This is a genomic window from Runella sp. R0.1_18, assembly GCF_057652155.1.
Genome location: NZ_JBYFCK010000006.1, coordinates 338652 through 357521 on the forward strand (window position 1 = coordinate 338652; position 18870 = coordinate 357521).

Annotated in this window: 13 protein-coding genes; 11 read left to right on the plus strand and 2 right to left on the minus strand. The window is 45.3% G+C overall.

What is annotated here, in order from left to right; translation table 11 throughout:
• The first annotated feature begins 90 nt into the window (after positions 1 to 90).
• The 9 genes from AC23P2_RS13720 (at position 91) to AC23P2_RS13760 (ending at position 8974) form a co-directional block, all read left to right on the plus strand.
• Positions 91 to 540 (plus strand): RidA family protein, encoded by a 450-nt coding sequence (locus AC23P2_RS13720; protein ID WP_487773723.1) that lies wholly within the window; start codon positions 91 to 93, stop codon positions 538 to 540.
• A gap of 121 nt (positions 541 to 661) precedes the next feature.
• Positions 662 to 1027 (plus strand): BlaI/MecI/CopY family transcriptional regulator, encoded by a 366-nt coding sequence (locus AC23P2_RS13725; RefSeq protein ID WP_122931478.1) that lies wholly within the window; start codon positions 662 to 664, stop codon positions 1025 to 1027.
• A gap of 127 nt (positions 1028 to 1154) precedes the next feature.
• Positions 1155 to 2936 (plus strand): M56 family metallopeptidase, encoded by a 1782-nt coding sequence (locus AC23P2_RS13730; RefSeq protein ID WP_487773724.1) that lies wholly within the window; start codon positions 1155 to 1157, stop codon positions 2934 to 2936.
• Between the two features lie 111 nt (positions 2937 to 3047).
• A complete protein-coding gene (locus AC23P2_RS13735) occupies positions 3048 to 4040 on the plus strand; it encodes a mevalonate kinase family protein (RefSeq protein WP_487773725.1) in 993 nt (330 codons plus the stop codon).
• Positions 4041 to 4054: 14 nt separating this feature from the next.
• A complete protein-coding gene (locus AC23P2_RS13740; RefSeq protein WP_487773726.1) occupies positions 4055 to 5092 on the plus strand; it encodes an oxygenase MpaB family protein in 1038 nt (345 codons plus the stop codon).
• Between the two features lie 91 nt (positions 5093 to 5183).
• Positions 5184 to 6512: a tetratricopeptide repeat protein gene (locus tag AC23P2_RS13745; RefSeq protein WP_487773727.1), complete on the plus strand. Its 1329-nt coding sequence runs from the start codon at positions 5184 to 5186 to the stop codon at positions 6510 to 6512.
• A 49-nt stretch (positions 6513 to 6561) separates the two neighbouring features.
• A complete protein-coding gene (gene deoC / locus AC23P2_RS13750) occupies positions 6562 to 7317 on the plus strand; it encodes a deoxyribose-phosphate aldolase (protein ID WP_487773728.1) in 756 nt (251 codons plus the stop codon).
• 50 nt (positions 7318 to 7367) lie between these two features.
• A complete protein-coding gene (locus AC23P2_RS13755) occupies positions 7368 to 8111 on the plus strand; it encodes a toxin-antitoxin system YwqK family antitoxin (RefSeq protein ID WP_487773729.1) in 744 nt (247 codons plus the stop codon).
• Positions 8112 to 8146: 35 nt separating this feature from the next.
• Complete coding sequence (locus AC23P2_RS13760; protein ID WP_487773730.1) at positions 8147 to 8974, plus strand: toxin-antitoxin system YwqK family antitoxin; 828 nt, start codon at positions 8147 to 8149, stop codon at positions 8972 to 8974.
• 44 nt (positions 8975 to 9018) lie between these two features.
• Here the strand turns inward: AC23P2_RS13760 and AC23P2_RS13765 are convergent, their stop codons facing one another.
• Together AC23P2_RS13765 and AC23P2_RS13770 are read right to left on the minus strand one after the other, a co-directional pair.
• Positions 9019 to 9528, minus strand: a complete 510-nt coding sequence (locus tag AC23P2_RS13765; protein WP_487773731.1) for a DUF4494 domain-containing protein — start codon at positions 9526 to 9528, stop codon at positions 9019 to 9021.
• A 115-nt stretch (positions 9529 to 9643) separates the two neighbouring features.
• Positions 9644 to 12823: a S41 family peptidase gene (locus tag AC23P2_RS13770; protein ID WP_487773732.1), complete on the minus strand. Its 3180-nt coding sequence runs from the start codon at positions 12821 to 12823 to the stop codon at positions 9644 to 9646.
• Between the two features lie 256 nt (positions 12824 to 13079).
• Between AC23P2_RS13770 and AC23P2_RS13775 the strand changes: the two genes are divergently transcribed.
• The gene (locus AC23P2_RS13775) at positions 13080 to 15848 is read left to right on the plus strand and encodes a M14 family zinc carboxypeptidase (RefSeq protein ID WP_487773733.1); all 2769 of its coding nucleotides are present in this window, start codon (positions 13080 to 13082) and stop codon (positions 15846 to 15848) included.
• 52 nt (positions 15849 to 15900) lie between these two features.
• On the plus strand, positions 15901 to 18678 hold the full coding sequence (locus AC23P2_RS13780; protein WP_487773734.1) for a M14 family zinc carboxypeptidase: 2778 nt from the start codon (positions 15901 to 15903) through the stop codon (positions 18676 to 18678).
• The last annotated feature ends 192 nt before the right edge of the window (positions 18679 to 18870 follow it).

An 18870-nucleotide genomic window follows, 5' to 3' on the forward strand; every position in this document is an offset into this window, starting at 1 on the left:
TTGGTTTTTAGTAAAAAAAAACAGAATTTGGAAAGCAAAATTAGTAGTCTGCCGTATATTATCGACAGAATGTATTATAAATCCAAGTTTATGAAGACCCTTACCCTTATTTTTGCTTTGTTTTTGAGTAGTTTGAGCATTTTTGCTCAGAAAAAAATTATTAAAACTGACCAAGCGCCAGTCCCGATTGCTCCCTACAGCCAAGCAGTAGAAGCCAACGGGCTAATTTTTGTTGCAGGACAAATAGGACTGAACCCACAAACTCGTCAACTGGTACCGGGAGGCTTCGAAGCAGAGGCGACACAGGTCATGGAAAATATCAAAGCGATATTGCTGGCGGCAGGTTTAACAATGGACGATATCGTCAATACAACTATTTATTTAAAGGATGTAGCATACTTCCAAAAAATAAATGATATTTATGGAAAATATTTTAATGGAAATTTCCCTGCCCGCACCACCGTAGGAGTCAATAACCTTCCAGGAGGCGCAAGCGTTGAAATAGCGGTTGTTGCCCTCAGAGGTCCGAAACGTAAATAAATGCGCTAAAATGAATGTTTTTTGCACAACCTAAATTTTTAATAAAAATTTAATTGCAAAAACTACACGGATAGTTTATATTTGTCTATTATTTTATTTTTTAACCTACTTTTTGAGAACTATGAGAGAGTTGACCAAAGCCGAAGAACAAGTAATGCAAATCCTATGGGATTTGGGCAAAGGCGTAGTATGGAATGTACTGGAGCGTTTTCCGACGCCAAAACCAGCGTACAATACCATCTCTACCTTTATCCGAATTTTGGAACAAAAGGGTTTCATTGCACACCGCCCGATTAGTGGTAAGACGTACGAGTATTTTCCAATTATTTCAAAGGAAGATTATCGTGCCTATGAAGCTAATAAATTGATGTCCAATTACTTCAGTGGCTCAGTGAAAGACTTAGTGTCGTATTTTGTTCAAGACAAAGACCTAAGTGTTCAGGACGCCGATGAAATTATTAAGTTGCTTCAGGAAGGCGGTAAGTAATCGCATTCTACAGGCATAAGCCTTCTTCTGTTGGCGGCAACCGCGTCGCTTCAAGCTCGTAACTTCCCGAAAGGTAAAACTTTCGGGAAGTTCAAAACACCATACTATTTCTAACTTAACCTAAGCCATGTTATTCTTTCATTATCTCCTCAAAGTCAGCTTTGGGCTAGTGTTGTTCTATGCCTTATATTGGGGTTTGCTGCGTAAGCATACCTATTTCACCGCAAACCGTATCTATTTGTTACTGGCAATTGGGCTCTCTTGTCTCGCGCCTTGGGTGGTGCTTCCCGAAGCAGCGCACGAGCAAGTACCGATGCGGGTAATGGCGCTAGGAGCCGTAACTGGAGGTGTCGTTCAGGTTGAAAAACCACCACTTTTTACCCTCGAAGAGGGCCTTGCAATGGCATATTTAGTCGGTGTTTTTTTCATGTTAGGCCGATTGATTTGGCGACTGTCTCAAGTTTTCAAACTGGTTCGCGCAGGTGAACACCAACCTTTTGAAGATTGTGTACTTGTGACAGTCGATGACTCGTCAATGAGCTCTTTTTCTTTCTTTAATTACTTAGTATTAAACCAAAAAGATGCCAGCGTTTACGGGCAAGTGGTTGTAAGCCATGAGCTTGTGCATATACAACAGCGCCATAGTTGGGATTTGCTATGGGTCGAAGTGGTTCAGGCGCTTTTATGGTTTAATCCAATTTTGATTTTCTATAAGCGCTCGCTCAAAGAAATCCATGAATTTATAGCCGATGAAAACGCGACCAACGGTGATCGTCTAAGTTATGCTTACACGTTAGCTGGCTACGCACTAGGGGTATCGCCACAGACATTAACAAATAATTTTTTTGACGTAAAACAATTAAAAAGTAGAATTGCCATGTTGACAAAAAAACGTAGTTCAAAATGGGTATTGGGCCGTTATTTAATGGTTGTACCCGTTGTGGTTGCTTTGGTGGTATTGGTGGCGGCTCGTAGCGCTACCCCAGTACAAACGTCGGTAAGTACAGGTGAAGATATGGTGGTCAAAGGAAAAGTAGTAACAGCTGATGGTAAAGGACTCGCTGGCGTCAATGTCGTCGTAGTAAATTTACAAAGGGGCACTATTACTGATGCTAAGGGAAATTACGCGATAAACGTTGCCCGTGGACGACAGTTGGCTTTTTCTTTTATCGGATTCAAAATGCAGGTGATAGATGCTTTGCAAGGTGAGCAAAATGTTGTGATGATTCCAGAAGTCGCTGAGCTAAAAGGTATTACTGTGGTGGGTGAGCCGATTCCAGCCAAGAATGGAGGCGGGCGAAGCGTCGAAAGTGGCCGTACGGCTCCTACGATGTCGAAAGAGGGGACGATATTTACAGTGGCAGAACAACATCCTGAGTTTCCAGGGGGAACGAGAGGATTGAGCGAGTTTTTAGCAAATAACCTAAAATACCCCGCAGCTGCGCGGCGGGCTCATGTGTCAGGGAAAGTATTTCTTGAATTTACGATTGATGAAAACGGGGTGGTGAAAGAGCCGCGCGTTGTGAAGGGAATAGGTTTTGGGTGTGATGAAGAAGCGATGCGCATCATGGGTATTATGCCAAACTGGACACCTGCGAAACAAAACGGCAACCCCGTCGCGATGTCGTATCAATTACCGATTGGATTTGAGCTGGAGAAAGCTGCCGCCAATCCAACTTTTACCGAGGGCCCCGTAAAAATTATTTTTAATGGAAAGGGAAGTCCTTTTAAAGAACAGCCGCTTTATATACTTGATGGGAAGGAAATAACGTATGATGAACTTGAAAAGAAGATAAACCCCAGCGAAATTGACAATATTTCGGTGCTCAAAAATGAATCGGCAACGGCGACGTATGGTGATAAAGGGAAGAATGGGGTGGTTATTATTACCACAAAAAAGAAAAACTGATTAATTCTATGCACAAGATGAGAAAGCGAAGGTAGCAGCCTTCGCTTTTTTGTTGTTAATTTGCGGTTGCTGAGAGCGAAAGTCGCTTACGGCGTGACAGACACACAAAAAATGATTGAAACTCGTGCTTATGCCCGTGCTGGGCTTCTAGGAAATCCTTCCGATGGTTATTTTGGGAAAACAATTTCGATTTCGGTACGCAATTTTGGCGCCTCTATTACGCTGTACGAATCGCCTGAGCTACAGATTGAACCCCAAGTTCAGGATACCCACATTTATAAAAACATCTTTCACCTTCGTGATACGATAAGCACGCTTGGCTACCACGGAGGTGTTCCGTTGGTGAAAGCGTCCATTAAAAAGTTTGTTGAGTATTGCGACAAAGAAGGGATTAAACTTTCCAATAAAAACTTTACCGTTCGTTACCGTACGACCATTCCCCGACAAGTGGGATTGGCTGGGTCGAGCGCTATTGTGGTGGCTACGCTTCGGGCGTTGATGCAGTTTTACAAAGTCGAAATTCCGCAGCCGATGTTGCCGACCTTGGCCCTCAAATCGGAAGTGGAAGAATTGGGCATTACGGCAGGTTTACAAGACCGCGTGATTCAGTGCTACGAAGGCTGCGTTTACATGGATTTTTCGCGGGATTTGATTGAAAAACAAGGGTACGGCTACTACGAGCCTCTTGATCCTCGGATGTTGCCCAAATTGTACATTGCTTATAAAACTGACCTTAGCAAAGTGTCGGGAAAAGTACTGAACACCATCCGCGAGCGGTGGGAGCAAGGCGACCCGCACGTGGTCGGAACGTTGCAAAACATTGCTGGGGTAGCTGAACAAGGCTGTGACGTCATCAAAAACCAAGATTTCAAACGATTAGGAGAGCTGATAAACCAGAATTTCGACTATCGCACCCAAATCATGACCATCACCGACCGAAACCAAGCGCTTATTGACACCGCTCGCGCTTGCGGGGCTTCGGCGTCGTTTACGGGTTCGGGTGGCTCGATAATTGGAATTTACCGCGACGAAGAAATGCTTAATCGTCTTTTTATCGAACTTAAAAAACAAAACGCGCGCGTTATTAAACCTTTTATTGTTTAAATGGTTTCAAGGTCATGAGACCTGCACAAACGCGAATTTTTGACGATACTTTGTTGACCCCTTTTCGCCAACTGGGCGACCCCGCCGCCGACGCATTGGTAGCGGCAGTAGCCCAGCAAACAGGCCGAGAGGGGTTAACTGTTTTTATGCGTTTCTTGGGCGACTTAAAAAATATGTCGCTCTCCCAACAGCTTCCCGAAGTCGTTCATTTTTTTGAACAGCAGGGCCATTTACCTTCCTGGACAGATCCCCAAAAAATGGCGCAAGGCATGGCTTTCTTTTGGAAGCATGAAACCGAGATAGCGCTATTATTGGGCTGCTATTCACTGCCGTATTGCTATGCCGCAGCCAATGGAGCACAGGTGCTTTGGCTGACCGAACGAATCAAAAAAGACACCTACAAACGGCTAGAAGAAACGGGCGAATTTGTGTTTGAAATCATGCAAGAGCGGGATTGGCGCAATGGTCGTAACGTGATAAAAGTACTTAAAATAAGGCTGATGCACGCCGTAGTTCGGTATTTTACCAGCCAGTATGCCCAGTGGGATTCGGCTTGGGGGCTTCCCATCAACCAAGAAGACATGGCAGGGACAAACCTCGCCTTTTCGTATATTGTTGTCCGCGGGTTGCGAAAAATGAACGTAAAGACGCAAACAAATGAGGAGGAATCGTATTTGCACTTTTGGGATATAATTGGGTACCTACTTGGAGTAAATGAGCGCCTTTTACCCGTCGATTTACGCGAGGCATACCACCTAGATAGGGCCATTTATCGCCGTCAATTTAAGCCATCAGCGGCGGGGAAAGGGCTGACCCAAGCCCTCACGAAAGTGCTTCAAAATCAGGTGCCTGCAAAACAATTACAGAACTTTCCGATAGCCCAGATGCGCTTCTTGTTGGGTAAGGAAGTCGCTGATTTATTGGGAGTTCCAGAAGTACCGTTGGAAGACATTGTTGTTCGCACAACGACCCAGCTACCATTTTTGCAATTTTTATTCCGAAATAATAGCCCAAACTCCGACGTACTCAAAACCTACCTGCGAAAATTGTAACCGACATAAATTGATAATATTTATGTCGGTTATGTTGCAAAAAATACCTCGATTGACGTATTATTGTACTTTCTATCCTAACCGCTAAATTATGAGAAAAACTCTACTACCTATTTTGGGTATATTATTCTCGTGTCATATCACTTTTGCCCAAAACTCTGCGGAAACCTATTACGAAGAAGGGCTTACGAAGCAGACCAAAGGCGACGTATCGGGCGCGATGTTAGCCTATACCTCTGCCATTCAGAGCAATCCCGATCACGCGCCGAGCTACTACCAACGAGGTCTGCTAAAGGTTTCCCTAAAAGACTACCGTGGCGCCATGCGTGATTATGATGAGGCCATTGGTATTACTTCCAAAGATGCCAAAGCCTTTTTGTACCGAGGAATGTGCCGAGTTATTCAAGACGATTTGGGGGGGGCACTGCGCGATTTTAACTCCGCCATTGAGCTCAATCCCAACGAGGCAAAAGCATTGCTTCAACGCGGCCAAATTTGGTTTAAAATGGAAGACCAACGTCGCGCTATGCAAGACTTTGACAAGGGTCTGGCATTAGAACCCAATAACGCCCAAGCGTGGTACAGTCGCGGGCAGTGCAAAATTGGAGTTAAAGATTACAAAGGAAGTATTACAGATTTTACCAAAGCCATTGATTTGGGTTACAACGGGGCCTATGCGGGTCGGGGAAATGCGCGTACAAACATGAACGACTTGAATGGCGCTGTTACTGACTTGTCTAAAGCCATTCAACTGAACCCCAACGACTCTGAATCGTTTTATTACCGCGGATTGGCGCGTAGTAAAATGGGTAAGTTTGCGGAAGCACTGACCGACTTTAACGAATCGGTGCGAATCAACCCACAAAATTATATGGCCTATTATGGGAGAGGGGTTTGTAAAGTAAAACTTGGGCAACCCAAAGATGCCGTGGCTGATTATAACTTAGCCATCGAAATCAACGGTGCTTCGGCCAATACGTTGCCCTATTATAACACCTTAATTACGGAAAATACCATCAAATTGTTGGACGTAATTGTCACAAAATACACCCAACCCAAAGACTTATCACCAGGCCGTCCAGAGGTTTATTTGTCAAGAGGAATTGCCAAAAATACAATCGGGGAAGGAAAATCTGCGGTTGCCGACTTAGACAAGGCCATTGAGATTGAACCTACCAATGCCGATAGCTATTTCATTCGGGCGGTGGTAAAGTCATCTTTAGGTGACCAAAAAGGAGCATTGGTGGATTGCAGCAGTGCGATTAAACTAGCCCCACGCCACGCCGAAGCCTTTTTCTTGAGAGGAGTTATTAAATTTTCGCTTCTTGATAAAAATGAAGCTTGCTACGACTTTAGCAAATCGGGGGAATATGGCTATGCAGAAGCATACAACGTGATTAGCCAGCTTTGCTCTAAGTAGGATAGCTTTGCTACGTTCTTATGAGAAAAGACCATAACAAGTTCATGCTATGTTTACTTCTCTCTCAGAATTGGCTAAAATGATTGACCATTCATTGTTGCAACCGCACCTGACCGATACCGAATTGGAAGCAGGCTGTGCGTTGGCGTTGCAATATGATGTCGCAACAGTTTGTATCAAACCCTACTACGTAACACGCGCCGCCGAACTTTTAAAAGGAAGTAACGTTGGCGTCTGTACCGTGGTAGGGTTTCCTCATGGTGGCAATACCATCGCGATTAAAGTAGCCGAAACCCGACAGGCTTGCAAAGACGGTGCCACCGAAATCGACATGGTGGTAAACGTTGGGAAAGTCCTAAGTGAGGATTGGCGCTACGTCAAAAAAGAAATCTACGCGATTTTGAAAGAATGCCACAAGCACGGAGCGATTTTGAAGGTAATCTTCGAAAACGATTTTCTTCCCAAAGACAAATACAAAGTTAAGCTCTGTAAAATTTGCAGTACCCTGGGCGTGGAGTTCGTGAAAACTTCGACGGGATACGGCTATACCAAGCAAGCCGACGGAAGTTATAACTACAAAGGTGCGACGGAAGCGGATGTTCGTTTGATGCGTAAAAACTCCGCGCCTGAAGTACAAGTAAAGGCCGCAGGAGGGATAAGAACACTAGACGAACTGCTTAAAATGAAAGCACTCGGCGCTACCCGTATTGGCGCTACTGCCACTGTTGTGATGCTTGAAGAAGCTAAAAAACGACTTGGCTTAGATACAAGAGACATTACTCCTGCTATGACTGATGGGTATTGATATTGATAAAAAAAGCAGTTAATTTTGATTGAATGTCAAAGTGAACAGCTATGTTAAAGAAAATCAGTGTTTTGTTAATTTGTATGTGGGGTATCGCTTTTCAAGAAGCAGAAGCTTTCTCGCCCGATTCGTTGTGGCGTACGATACGCCACCGTGCGTTTGCGGACTATGATGAAGAACTGGTGTTTCATGACCGTAAAAAACGTTTTGCTACGTTAAAACACTTTAGTAAAAACGGGACTTTACTGGTTGAAACCAACTTCAAAGACTACGCAGAGGGCATTCGTCAAGGGTTTTCGAAGGGGTATTATCCAAGCGGAAATCTATATTGGCTCGCAGATTACCGCGACAATCAACTTCACGGAGAGCTGCGGGTATATTATGAAGACGGAGGTTTAAAGCGCCGAGAGACGTACCGTTCGGGGTTGCAAAAGAAAAAATATTGCTACGATAGGGAGGGCAACGAAATTCCGTATTATGAATTGGTAGAAAATGCAAGTTTCCCAGGGGGAGATAGGGCCTTACAAGCGTATTTGCAAACCAAACTAAATGATGCCGTGATTGGTAATACTGCGCAAATCTATACGTTCGAGATTTTTATAGAAGAGGATGGAAAAGCGGTACTGCATAAGTTTACCAATAGTGACCTGATGACAATCAATAGGTTGACGGGTATTCTGAAAGATATGCCTAAATGGAAACCTGCCCGTTACGACAAAAATCCTCAAGGAGAAATTGTGCCTATTTCACTTATTTTTCAAAACGGCAGGGTTTATCTGTCTTCGTTACGTTAAGTGTTTTTTGATTGTTTTTTGAAAATTAGCAAGTTATGGCCAGAATAGGTGGTTTATTGTTGGTCTGTTTGTGGGGAATAACACTTCAGGTAGTGCAAGCATCACCCCCTGATTCGTTGTCGCGTACAGTCATTCGTCGGGAATTTGTTGACCACGACGAAGAACTGACATTTCACGACCGAAAAAAACGCTTCGCCACCCTTAAAACCTACAATAAAGAAGGGGTTTTGCTAACCGAAACCAACTTCAAAGATTATCAAGCGGGGGTTCGTCAAGGGTTTTCCAAAGGGTATTATCCTACGGGGCAATTGTACTGGATTGCCGATTACCGTAACAATGACCTTTGGGGAGAAATGCGTGTTTATCACGAAAACGGCGAGCTAAAACGCCGCGAAACGTATTGGGCAGGTTTGCAGAAGGAAAAACATTGTTACGATGAAGAGGGAAAAGAAATCGGTTTTTATCCCTTTTCGGAAGTGGCTACATTTCCAGGCGGAGATTACGCGTTTCAGGCGTATTTACGGTCGAAGCTCAAAGACGTCCACGTAGGTTCAGAAATGTCGATGTTTACCTTTGAATTGTTGGTACAGCAGGACAGCGTGGTGGTTTTACATCAGTTTAGTAAAAGCGAAAAAATAACGCTTTCTCGAATCGCGGAGATTATCAAAGACATGCCCAAATGGCTTCCCGCTCATTTTGATAAAGTACCCCACGATGATATTGTGGTCGTCAATTTGGTGTTTAAACGAGGCATGGTGTATCTCTCTAATTTAGCCCTCGATTTTGCGGGTGCGTACCGCAAGCAGGTTCAACCTTTTGCTACTCCCGTGATGCCACCTTTGCAAACATTGCGAAGAAGATAAAACAAAACGAGGCTGCTCTTTTCAGACAGCCTCGTTTTGTTATTTTACTCAGCTCCGCGCTCCGCCATCACTTCGGCGAGGGGGCGAAAACCCGCAGGAACTTGTTGTGCTTCGTCTTCGGGGGAATAAGGATACACTTCCAAAATAGGCGTTAGGTTCACGTCCGTGATTTCGTAGGGAATCAACATCGTCGCCAAACTCTTTTCAATGCGTTCGATGGCTTGTTTGGGGCTATCGGCATTGACGAGCATGTAGCTGATGATTTTTTTCTCTTTGGCAGTGCCTTTGCTATCGTCGATAGAGACGTAAAAGGTCTTGCATTTAAACCATTTTTCCCCGCCTTCGTCCTCAAAATGAAACACGTCAGATAGTTTCATTTTTGTGAGACTACTTACCTGAAAATCAGGGGTGTTGTCGGCTACTATGCGATAAATTCGAGCTTCGGCGTCGGTATATGAAACCGCGTCCACCAGGTACGCTTCCGAGATTGTCTTGAGCGCGCCGTTTTCTTGTTCTTGTTGGTATTTGATTTTTCCTAAGTACCAGCTGGGCATATTTTACAGTTTAAAGTTTTCGGTATTTCTAGTTTCCAGTTTCCAGTTTCCAGTTTCCAGTTTCCAGTTTCCAGTTTCCAGTTTCCAAAAAAGGACGCCAAAGATAACAGAAATTCTACTTGAGGTCTTTTAAAATCTCTTCGATGGCGCGGTCGAGTTGGGGGTCTTTGTCGGTAAGCCTATCGGTGAATGTTTGCTTGATGTAAATGTCAGGCGCGACACCTTCTTGCTCAATGTTTTTGCCATCAAGCGTATAACATCCCCACGAAGGTAAACGATAAAACGACCCATCGACAAGTCCTTTACCCGACGTAAAGATAATCCAACGGTAGGTTTCGGTACCGATAATTTTACCCAACTTGAGGGCTTTGAAACCCGTGGCAGTCATTTCGGCATCCGAAAGCGATTGTTCGTTGATAAGCAATACAATTGGCTTGGCCGATACGCCAAAGTTGGGCTGAGGCGTGGGTTTTCCTTCGCGGTATTTCCACTGCAAGTACGGTTTTTGCGACAAGAAATTAAGCACCAAATCGTGGACGTTTCCGCCTGTATTGTAGCGTAAATCAAGAATTAAGGCGTCTTTTTTGTACCAATCGCGGGTCATGTCTTGTACAAAACGCTCGTACTCGTCCATGCCCATGTCCTTCATGTGAACGTACGCAATCCGTTTTTTGCTTTTTTCGTCCACGTAATTTTGGTTCCAATCCATCCATTCATCGTAGAAATTTCCAGATAATGACCCTCGCGGATGCACTCTCACCGTGTAGCTAGAATCGACGTTACTGCGACGGAACGTCAAGGTAATTTCGGTATCAGACGAAGGCTTGGTAAAATACACATCGCGGTTTTGGAGCGAATCGACGGCCTCGCCGTTGACGTGGGTAAGAATATCACCTTTGCCAATTTTTTTACCGTGTTTGTCGGCGGCACTACGTTTTAAAATACGGTCAACGACAAACGGGCGCTGATTGTCGAAAAGAATCCCCGTTTCCATCGTGCGCGATTTGTAGAAAACTTCCTCTTCTTTTCCGTTGCTATAAAATCCTAAGTGAGAGGCGTTTAGTTCGCCAAGCATGTCGTTAAACAACGTCCGAAAATCGTCGCGTTGGTTGAGGTAAGGTAAAAACTTCGCGTAGCGGTCGCGCAGGGCTTTCCAGTCGGCGCCGTGGAAGGTTTCGTTATAAAAGTTCTCCTCTACACTCGCCCATGCTTCATAATACATTTGACGAAACTCCTCTTCCAAGTTGCGACGGAAGGTAAAGTCAATCGTAATATCTTCTGCTTTACCCGATTCTGGGGTAAATTTTTTGAGTTTACCATTGATGAGTAAATACGATTTGTCTCCTACCTGTACCCAATCGTAGCCGCGAACGCCGTCTTCTACTTTCTCGGTTTTTGGGGCTTTGAAAGGTTCGTACGTAGTGCGCCAAAGTTTGTTTTCACCCTCGCTGTGGTCAGATACGTAAATGACGTAGGTTTTGTCGTCTTTTTGAAAAACAGTAGGAGAGCCCTGTTGGCCAAATGATGGTCCCACTTGCTCCATGCGTTCCCAAATGTCCGCCAAATCAATCTCAATGGGCTTGATTTCTTTTTTGGTTTCTTTTTTAGGTTCAACAGGTGCGGTTTTCTTTTTCTTACTGTTTTTTTCGGGTGTTTTGGCGGCGGTAGCAGTCGAATCTTTTTTGGTTACTTTGAACAAATCTTCCCATTTATCGGAGCGGAAAGGCGTTTCGATTTTGGTAAGTGCCAACCGATACACTTTCAGATTGCGTGACCCAAACGGGTAACTTGGGTTATTACGGTCAGACTCAAAATAAATATATTTACTATCGGGCGACCATACAGGGGCTGATTCAGAAATACCCGTGTTGGTGAGGTTAATAGTTTCGTTTTTGGTGAGGTGATGGAGAAAAATATCTTTCTCAAAATTACGATAGGCCGTAAACATCACGTACTCACCGTTGGGAGAAAAATAGGCGTTGTCGTTATAAAATCCCCAAAGTTCGTCTTTGACAATCGTCTTATTTTCAAAGGTTTTAAGGTCGAGCAAGCGGACTTCGTTGCGGCCACTGAGATATACTCCTGAGCTACGGTCTTTGTTAAAAACAATCTGGCGGTTATTTTGGGTGTCGGTAGTAAGCTGTTTGAGCGTTCCTTTGCCGTCGGCTTTGAGGGTAAACCAGTTTTGGTAGCCCCCTACGGTTTGACCCACCAACAAGGTCAGGGTATCGGCCAACCATTTTACTTCTTGGACACGCTCGTTAGGAGTGGTTTTGAGTTGTTTGATGTACTTTCCTTCAATGTCAGAGACAAATAATTCTCCCCGCGAAATAAAGGCCAGTTTTTTATTGTCTGGAGCTACATCAAAGGCCGAGATTGACCCACTTACTTTAAAATCTTGCCACTTGGTCAGCGTAAAATTTCTGACTAGGTTGATTTTGAGCGGAGCAGCAGCTTTGGTCGCAACGTCATATACCCAAGGTTGGTAGTCTTTTTCAAAAATAACCTTGCTGCCATCGGCACTTACTTGAGGCCGTTTGATGGATTCTTTGAACGAAGTGAGGGCGGTTTTTTGTCCGTTTACGAAGGTGTATAAATTGTATTCACCGTTGGCTTCGTCCGACACAAAATAAATCGTTCCTTTTTTGTCAACCGTCGCCCACATGTCTTTTCCACGATAGTCGGTATAGCGTTTATAGGTGTTGGTTTTTAGGTTATACGACTGAATATCGGGGTTAAAGTCGCCTTTGTAGCGCTTGCGCATGGCTTGGTTATCGCTTTCCCACGTATCGTTGAAAAAGACTTCACCCGTTGGACTCTCGGCGACGTTGTGCGTACGGTTGAAATAGTGTTTAAAAACGCGTTTAGGCGTTCCGCCAAGTACCGAGATGGTGTAGGTAGTGCCACCGTTTTGTACACCCGATTCAAAATAAATCGTTTGGGAATCCCACGACCACGCTTCTACAAAATCGTAGGTGCTGTGGTAGGTAAGTTGTCGAATCGTACCGCCTTCGAGGGGCATCACAAATACATCGGCATTCCCATTTTCAGTACCCGTAAAAGCGAGCCATTTTCCATCGGGTGAAATGCGTGGGTTTGACTCATTGCCTTGCATGGCAGTGATACGAGAGGTGAGCCCTGAGGTAAGGTCGGTTTTCCACAGGTCAGACTCGTAGGCAAAAATAGCCGTTTTAGCGTCGGGACTAAGGGTGGGGTGGGTGGCGAAATGCACGCTTGATTGGGCAATAGCGGCGCTGGCAGAGAAAAGGCTGGCCCACAATAGGGGTTTAAACATGGCTACGTAAGGGTTGATGAAACTAAATGGATTGAAAAGCCAAAAATAGTGAATCTGGAGCGAATACAACAGGTCTTGAAAAGAAAGGGATGGGCTATTTATGGATTATAAAAATGTTTTGTACGAATATGAAAAGTTTAAGGGTTGGGATAGAAAATTTAATCGTAATGATACTTGAAATAGGCAAGATATAATGCCATCTTTAAAGGCTGTTAATGCCTGCATTACTTCATCCGTCCTAACCAAACTAACTCACATGTACTTCAAACGTCTGCTTAGACCGCTTGCCGTTTCTACTATTGCTTTTTGTTCGGCAGCTACGTACGCCCAGAAAATCGACGAGGTGTACAACCAAAAAATCAAAGAGTACACCACAGATTCCCGCTTTTTGCCGTCGTCGGTGCTCAATCTAACCGATGACCCGAAGGTTCCATCGCCGCGCAAACATTTTGGCGAAATTGTGGGTGCGCCAGGTATTTTGCACAACACCACGGCTATTTATGGGTATTTTCAAAAACTGTCGCAAAGTTCGCCTTACCTGACCATGCAGCAAGTGGGTACGAGCGAAGAAGGCCGCCCGATTCACTTGGTAGCCATCGGTAACGAAGATGCCATGAAACGCGTGGCACATTACCAAAAACAACTTTCGTTGCTGGCTGACCCCCGTAAATTGCCCGCGACGGAGCTAGAAAAAGTGTTAGGTGATACCAAATTGGTGTACTACATCAACTGCGGACTTCACTCGCCCGAGATGGGTTCTCCTGAAATGGTGATGGAGTTAGCCTACCGTTTAATCACCGCCCAAACGCCCGACATTAAGGCCGTACGTGATAATATTATTGTACTCATCAACCCAGTTTCTGAACCCGATGGCTGGGACAAACAAGTAGATTGGTACAATCGCTACACCAAAGACCGCAAAAACTATGAAGATGGCTTTCCACGCGTACCATATTGGGGAAAATATACCTATCACGACAACAACCGCGATGGGTTGCAGTCGTCGCAGGCGTTGACCAAAGCCATGTATAAAATTTACTACGACTGGCATCCAACAGTGATGCTCGATTTGCACGAGTCGGTGCCTTTGCTTTATATTTCTACGGGAACGGGGCCTTACAACGATGCCATCGATCCAATTACCATCGGCGAATGGCAAACCATGGCCAACCACGAAATGACAGCATTAGCCTCTCAGGGGTTGCCAGGTGTGTTTACGTGGGCCTTTTATGACGGATGGAACCCTGGCTACGCGTTTTTTATTGCCAACAATCACAACTCAATAGGGCGTTTTTATGAGACTTTTGGCAACGCGGGTGCCACTACGTATGTGCGCGACTTGTCGAATCAAAAATATTCAGGTGACCCCGTAACGAGCAAAGAATGGTATCGACCTAATCCCGCTACTGAAAAAGTAAACTGGTCGTACCGAAACAACATCAATTATATGCAAGCAGGTGTGTTGGCGGGCTTGACCTATGCGGCCAATAACCGACGGTTGTTGTTGACCAATTTTTACCAAAAAGGAGTGAATGCTATCCAAAAAGGAAAAACCGAATCGCCGCGTGCGTTTTCCATTCCCCAAAAACAAAATGACCCCACGATGGCGGCCTACTTGGTCAATCAGTTGCGTGGGCAAGGAATTGAGGTTCACAAAGCATCTTCGGGTGATTATGTCGTGTTGCTGGAGCAGCCTTACCGTAATTTGGCCGTGTCGTTGTTGACCAAACAAAACTATCCCAAAGAAACTAAATACCCATCGTATGACGACATTGCGTGGACACTCGGGTATTTGAATGGGGTTGAGGTAAAAGCCCTTGACAATGTGCCGTATGCTTCAAACGACCTTACCCTCGTGAATCAGGAAGTGAAATACACGGGCAAAATGGAAGGAGAAGGGACGGATTATGTCCTCAATTACAAAGCGCAAAACACGGTGTTGTCGGCCTTGTATTGGCTAAAAGCGCAGAATAAAACGAGCAAGGCGATGGTGCTGGATGCTAAAACTACCCTGAGTGGCGTAAAAGATACCTTGGCGGCAGGGTCAGTGGTGTTGCAGGGAATTACGCCTGAGCAGGCTAAAAATATTACAGCGCAGTTTGGACTTGACCTAACCGCGACCAAAGCGACGGCCAACGTCAAACAACACGAAGTAACCCTCCCACGGACAGCCATTTACCACAGTTGGTTCAATACCCAAGACGAAGGTTGGGTGCGTTTTACGTTTGATCAACGTGGTATTCCTTACACCTCCATCGAAAAAGATGATTTGAAGGCGGGCGACCTACGTAGTAAATACGATGTCATTGTGATTCCAAAAATGCGTGGCACAGGCAGCGATTTTATTCACGAAATTGATAAAAAATTTGGTCCATTGCCTTATACCAAAACCCCCGAATTTCCTTCGCACGGGTTTCCTGATTCCACTCCTGACATGACGGGTGGGCCTGGCTTTGATGGCATGAACCAACTCAGAATGTTTGTGGAAGCAGGGGGAGTATTGGTGACGTTGGACAATACTTCTGCAATGATTGCTGAAACAGGAATTACCCGCGACTTGGATAAAGTAGAAACGCCTGGTCTCTATCATCCAGGCTCCATTGTGAACGTAAAAGTACGCAAATCGGATAGCCCGATTGTGTACGGGTTTCCTGAAGTATTCCCGATTTTCAAAGGCATTTCACCGTTGTTACAGACCAAAAAGTACAATCGTGACATGATGGTGCTTCAATACGGCACTAAATCATTGAAAGAAGATGAAGAATACAGCGGCCCAATCATGGGATTGCCTGACAGCAAAATGGCAAAAGAGACCACGTCTGCCAAACCTAAGAAGGAAGAACCTTATGTGCTTTCAGGAATGGTAAGAAACGAGCAGACCATCGTCGGGCACGGCGGAATTTTTAACGTTCCCGTGGGAGCTGGTCGTTTGGTGGCGTTTACGTTTAATCCTCTGCATCGTTATATCAACCTTCACGATGCACCGATGGTTTGGAACACGCTGATTAACTGGAATCATTTGTAAAACAAATCTTTGGCAAAGTTTCAAACTTTGCCAAAGCTCTAACCTAATCTTTATGAAACCACTTTATCGTTTTTTGTTGTCGGGAGCGTGTGCGAGTGTCCTTGCACTGACGGCACAGTCCCAGCAAATCGACGAGTCTTACAACCAAAAAATTAAAGAGTTTACGACCGACCAGCGCTTTTTGCCATCGTCGGTGCTGGATTTGGTCAATGACCCTAAAATTCCGTCGCCGTTGAAGCAATTTGGGCAAATCATCGGAGCGCCAGGCGTGCTGCACCGAACGGCGGATATTTACGGCTATTTTCAAAAATTAGCCCAAACGTCGCCCAACATTGTCAACGAACAGATTGGTACGACCGAAGAAAATCGTCCCATTCAAATGTCCGTTATTGCCAATCCTGCCACTATCAAGCGCCTCGACCATTATAAAAAACAACTGGCACTCCTTGCTGACCCGCGCAAAGTAAATGCTGCCGATGTGCAAAAAATCTTGGGCGATAGCAAAGTGGTCTATTTTTTGAACGGGGGAATGCACGCTTCCGAAACGGGTTCGCCTGAAATGCTGATGGAATTGGCCTATCGTTTGGTAACGGGACAGGCTGATGAAATCAAGGCCATTCGTGATAACCTGATTGTGATCATTAACCCTGTGTCTGAGCCCGATGGCTGGGACAAAATGGTGGATTGGTACAACCGTTACACTAAAAAACGCAAAGATTTTGAGGACGGAATGCCTGCTTCACCACCGTATTGGGGAAAGTATGTCTATCACGACAACAACCGCGACGGCTTGCAGGTGTCGCAAGCCATTACAAAAAGTATTTTTAAAGCTTATTTTGACTGGCATCCTACGGTGATGCTCGACTTGCACGAGTCTGTGCCGTTGTTGTACATTTCAACGGGAACGGGGCCTTACAGCGAAGCCGTAGATCCCGTAGCGATTGGTGAATGGCAAATCATGGCCGACCACGACATGACGACTTTGGCCGCGCAAGGGCTTCCAGGGGTATTCAACTGGGCGTTTTATGACGGCTGGTACCCTGGCTACGGAATTTGGGTAGCCAACAACCACAACTCTGTTGGGCGTTTTTACGAAACCTACGGTAATGCGGGCGCCAATACGTTCATGCGTGACTTGGCCAGTGCCAAATTTGCGGGCGATAACGTGACAAGCCGTGAGTGGTATCGTCCGTATCCTGCGACTGAAAAAGTATATTGGTCGTTTCGGAACAACATCAATTATATGCAAGCGGGCGTATTGGCTTCGTTGGGGTACGCGGCGGCGAATGGTAAGTTATTGTTGAAGAATTTTTACCAAAAAAGCCTAAACAACCTCAACAAAGCAGCCAAGGACACGCCAAAGGCATTTGTGATTGGCAAGCAACAGCGCGACCCTGCGATGGCCGCCTATTTGGTCAATCAGTTACGTACCCAAGGAATTGAAGTTCACAAGGCCGAAACGGGTAAAAATCAAGGAGATTATGTGGTGCTGTTGAATCAGCCTTACCGCAACTATGCCTACTCGTTGTTGACCAAACAAAACTACCCGAAAGAAGCGAAATTCCCGCCTTACGACGCGATTGCGTGGACGTTGCAATACCTCAACGGGGTAAATGTGGCGCAACAAGACACCTTAAAATACGAATTGTCGGACTTGAAATTGCTCACGTCCGATGTAAAGTACGATGGGAAAATCGAAGGCGAGGGAACGTACTATGTGGTCAATTACAAAGCACAAAATACGGTATTACCTGCCGCCTATTGGGCAAAATCTCAGAACGCCAAAACCATCGTGTTAGATGCAAAAGTAACCCTCGAAGGCCGCAAAGACACGTTGGCACAGGGAGCCGTGGTATTTTCGGGCTTAACGACCGACCAAGCGAAGCAATTGGCCGAGAAGTTTAGCGTGGACTTGATTTCGACCAAAACCCTGCCGTCGGTGAAACAGCACGAGGTGAGTTTGCCGCGCGTAGCTATTTACCATACGTGGTACCAAACGCAAGATGAAGGCTGGTCACGCTATACGTTTGAACAACGTGGCATTCCTTACACATCGATTCACAAAGACCATCTGAAAAAAGGCAACTTGCGGTCGCAGTTTGATGTGATTTTGGTACCTCGCGTGGGTGGTACGGGTGCGAACTTCTTGCACGAAGTGGATTCCAAATTTGGCCCAATGCCTTATACCAAAACGGCCGAGTTTCCGTCGCACGGCACGCCAAGTAGCACCGATGATATGACGGGTGGCCCAGGGTTTGAGGGAGTCGCGGAATTGAAAAAGTTTGTCGATGAAGGTGGGGTATTGATTACCCTCGACAACTCGTCGAGCATTATGTCTGATTTGGGCATTGTGCGCGAATTGAAACGGTACGAATCGCCCACCTTGTTTCACCCAGGCTCTATCATCCAGGTGAAAAATCGCAAGCCATCGCACCCAATCATGTATGGTTATCCCGAAACGTTCCCTATTTTCAAAGGACAAGGGGCATTGTTGCAAACGGAAAAGCGCGACCGCGACATGATGTTGATGCAATACGGCACCAAGCCACTCAAGGAAGAAGAAGAATACAAGGGGCTGATTATGGGAATGCCTGATAAAAAAGAGGTAAAAGACCCCAAACCCGCCACGCCCAAACCAGAACCGCCGTATGTGCTGTCGGGGATGGTGCGCAACGAGCAAACCATCATTGGGCACGGTGCAATTTTCAACGTACCCGTAGGCAAAGGCCAAGTGGTAGCATTCACGTTTGACCCGCTGCACCGCTACCTCAACCACCACGACGCCCCACTTTTGTGGAATGCGATTTTAAATTGGAACGCGTTGCGTTGATCTTCTTATATCAACACCTATAAGGTTTCAAAACCTTATAGGTGTAAAATTTGCCCGTCATCTGTTACAAAATTTCTTGAAATTTGCCCCTCATTTGTAACAAAAAAATATAAATTTGCCCATCATCTGTTACAGTTATGGGTAATTTTCAAAGAAAATTAGAACAAAAACTTCTTGATTGGAAGGCGAAGG

Coding starts and splice junctions, on each gene's coding strand:
- AC23P2_RS13720 (WP_487773723.1), top strand. CDS start 91: ATGAAGACCCTTACCCTTATTTTTGCTTTGTTTTTGAGTAGTTTGAGC.
- AC23P2_RS13725 (WP_122931478.1), top strand. CDS start 662: ATGAGAGAGTTGACCAAAGCCGAAGAACAAGTAATGCAAATCCTATGG.
- AC23P2_RS13730 (WP_487773724.1), top strand. CDS start 1,155: ATGTTATTCTTTCATTATCTCCTCAAAGTCAGCTTTGGGCTAGTGTTG.
- AC23P2_RS13735 (WP_487773725.1), top strand. CDS start 3,048: ATGATTGAAACTCGTGCTTATGCCCGTGCTGGGCTTCTAGGAAATCCT.
- AC23P2_RS13740 (WP_487773726.1), top strand. CDS start 4,055: ATGAGACCTGCACAAACGCGAATTTTTGACGATACTTTGTTGACCCCT.
- AC23P2_RS13745 (WP_487773727.1), top strand. CDS start 5,184: ATGAGAAAAACTCTACTACCTATTTTGGGTATATTATTCTCGTGTCAT.
- deoC (WP_487773728.1), top strand. CDS start 6,562: ATGTTTACTTCTCTCTCAGAATTGGCTAAAATGATTGACCATTCATTG.
- AC23P2_RS13755 (WP_487773729.1), top strand. CDS start 7,368: ATGTTAAAGAAAATCAGTGTTTTGTTAATTTGTATGTGGGGTATCGCT.
- AC23P2_RS13760 (WP_487773730.1), top strand. CDS start 8,147: ATGGCCAGAATAGGTGGTTTATTGTTGGTCTGTTTGTGGGGAATAACA.
- AC23P2_RS13765 (WP_487773731.1), bottom strand. CDS start 9,528: ATGCCCAGCTGGTACTTAGGAAAAATCAAATACCAACAAGAACAAGAA.
- AC23P2_RS13770 (WP_487773732.1), bottom strand. CDS start 12,823: ATGTTTAAACCCCTATTGTGGGCCAGCCTTTTCTCTGCCAGCGCCGCT.
- AC23P2_RS13775 (WP_487773733.1), top strand. CDS start 13,080: ATGTACTTCAAACGTCTGCTTAGACCGCTTGCCGTTTCTACTATTGCT.
- AC23P2_RS13780 (WP_487773734.1), top strand. CDS start 15,901: ATGAAACCACTTTATCGTTTTTTGTTGTCGGGAGCGTGTGCGAGTGTC.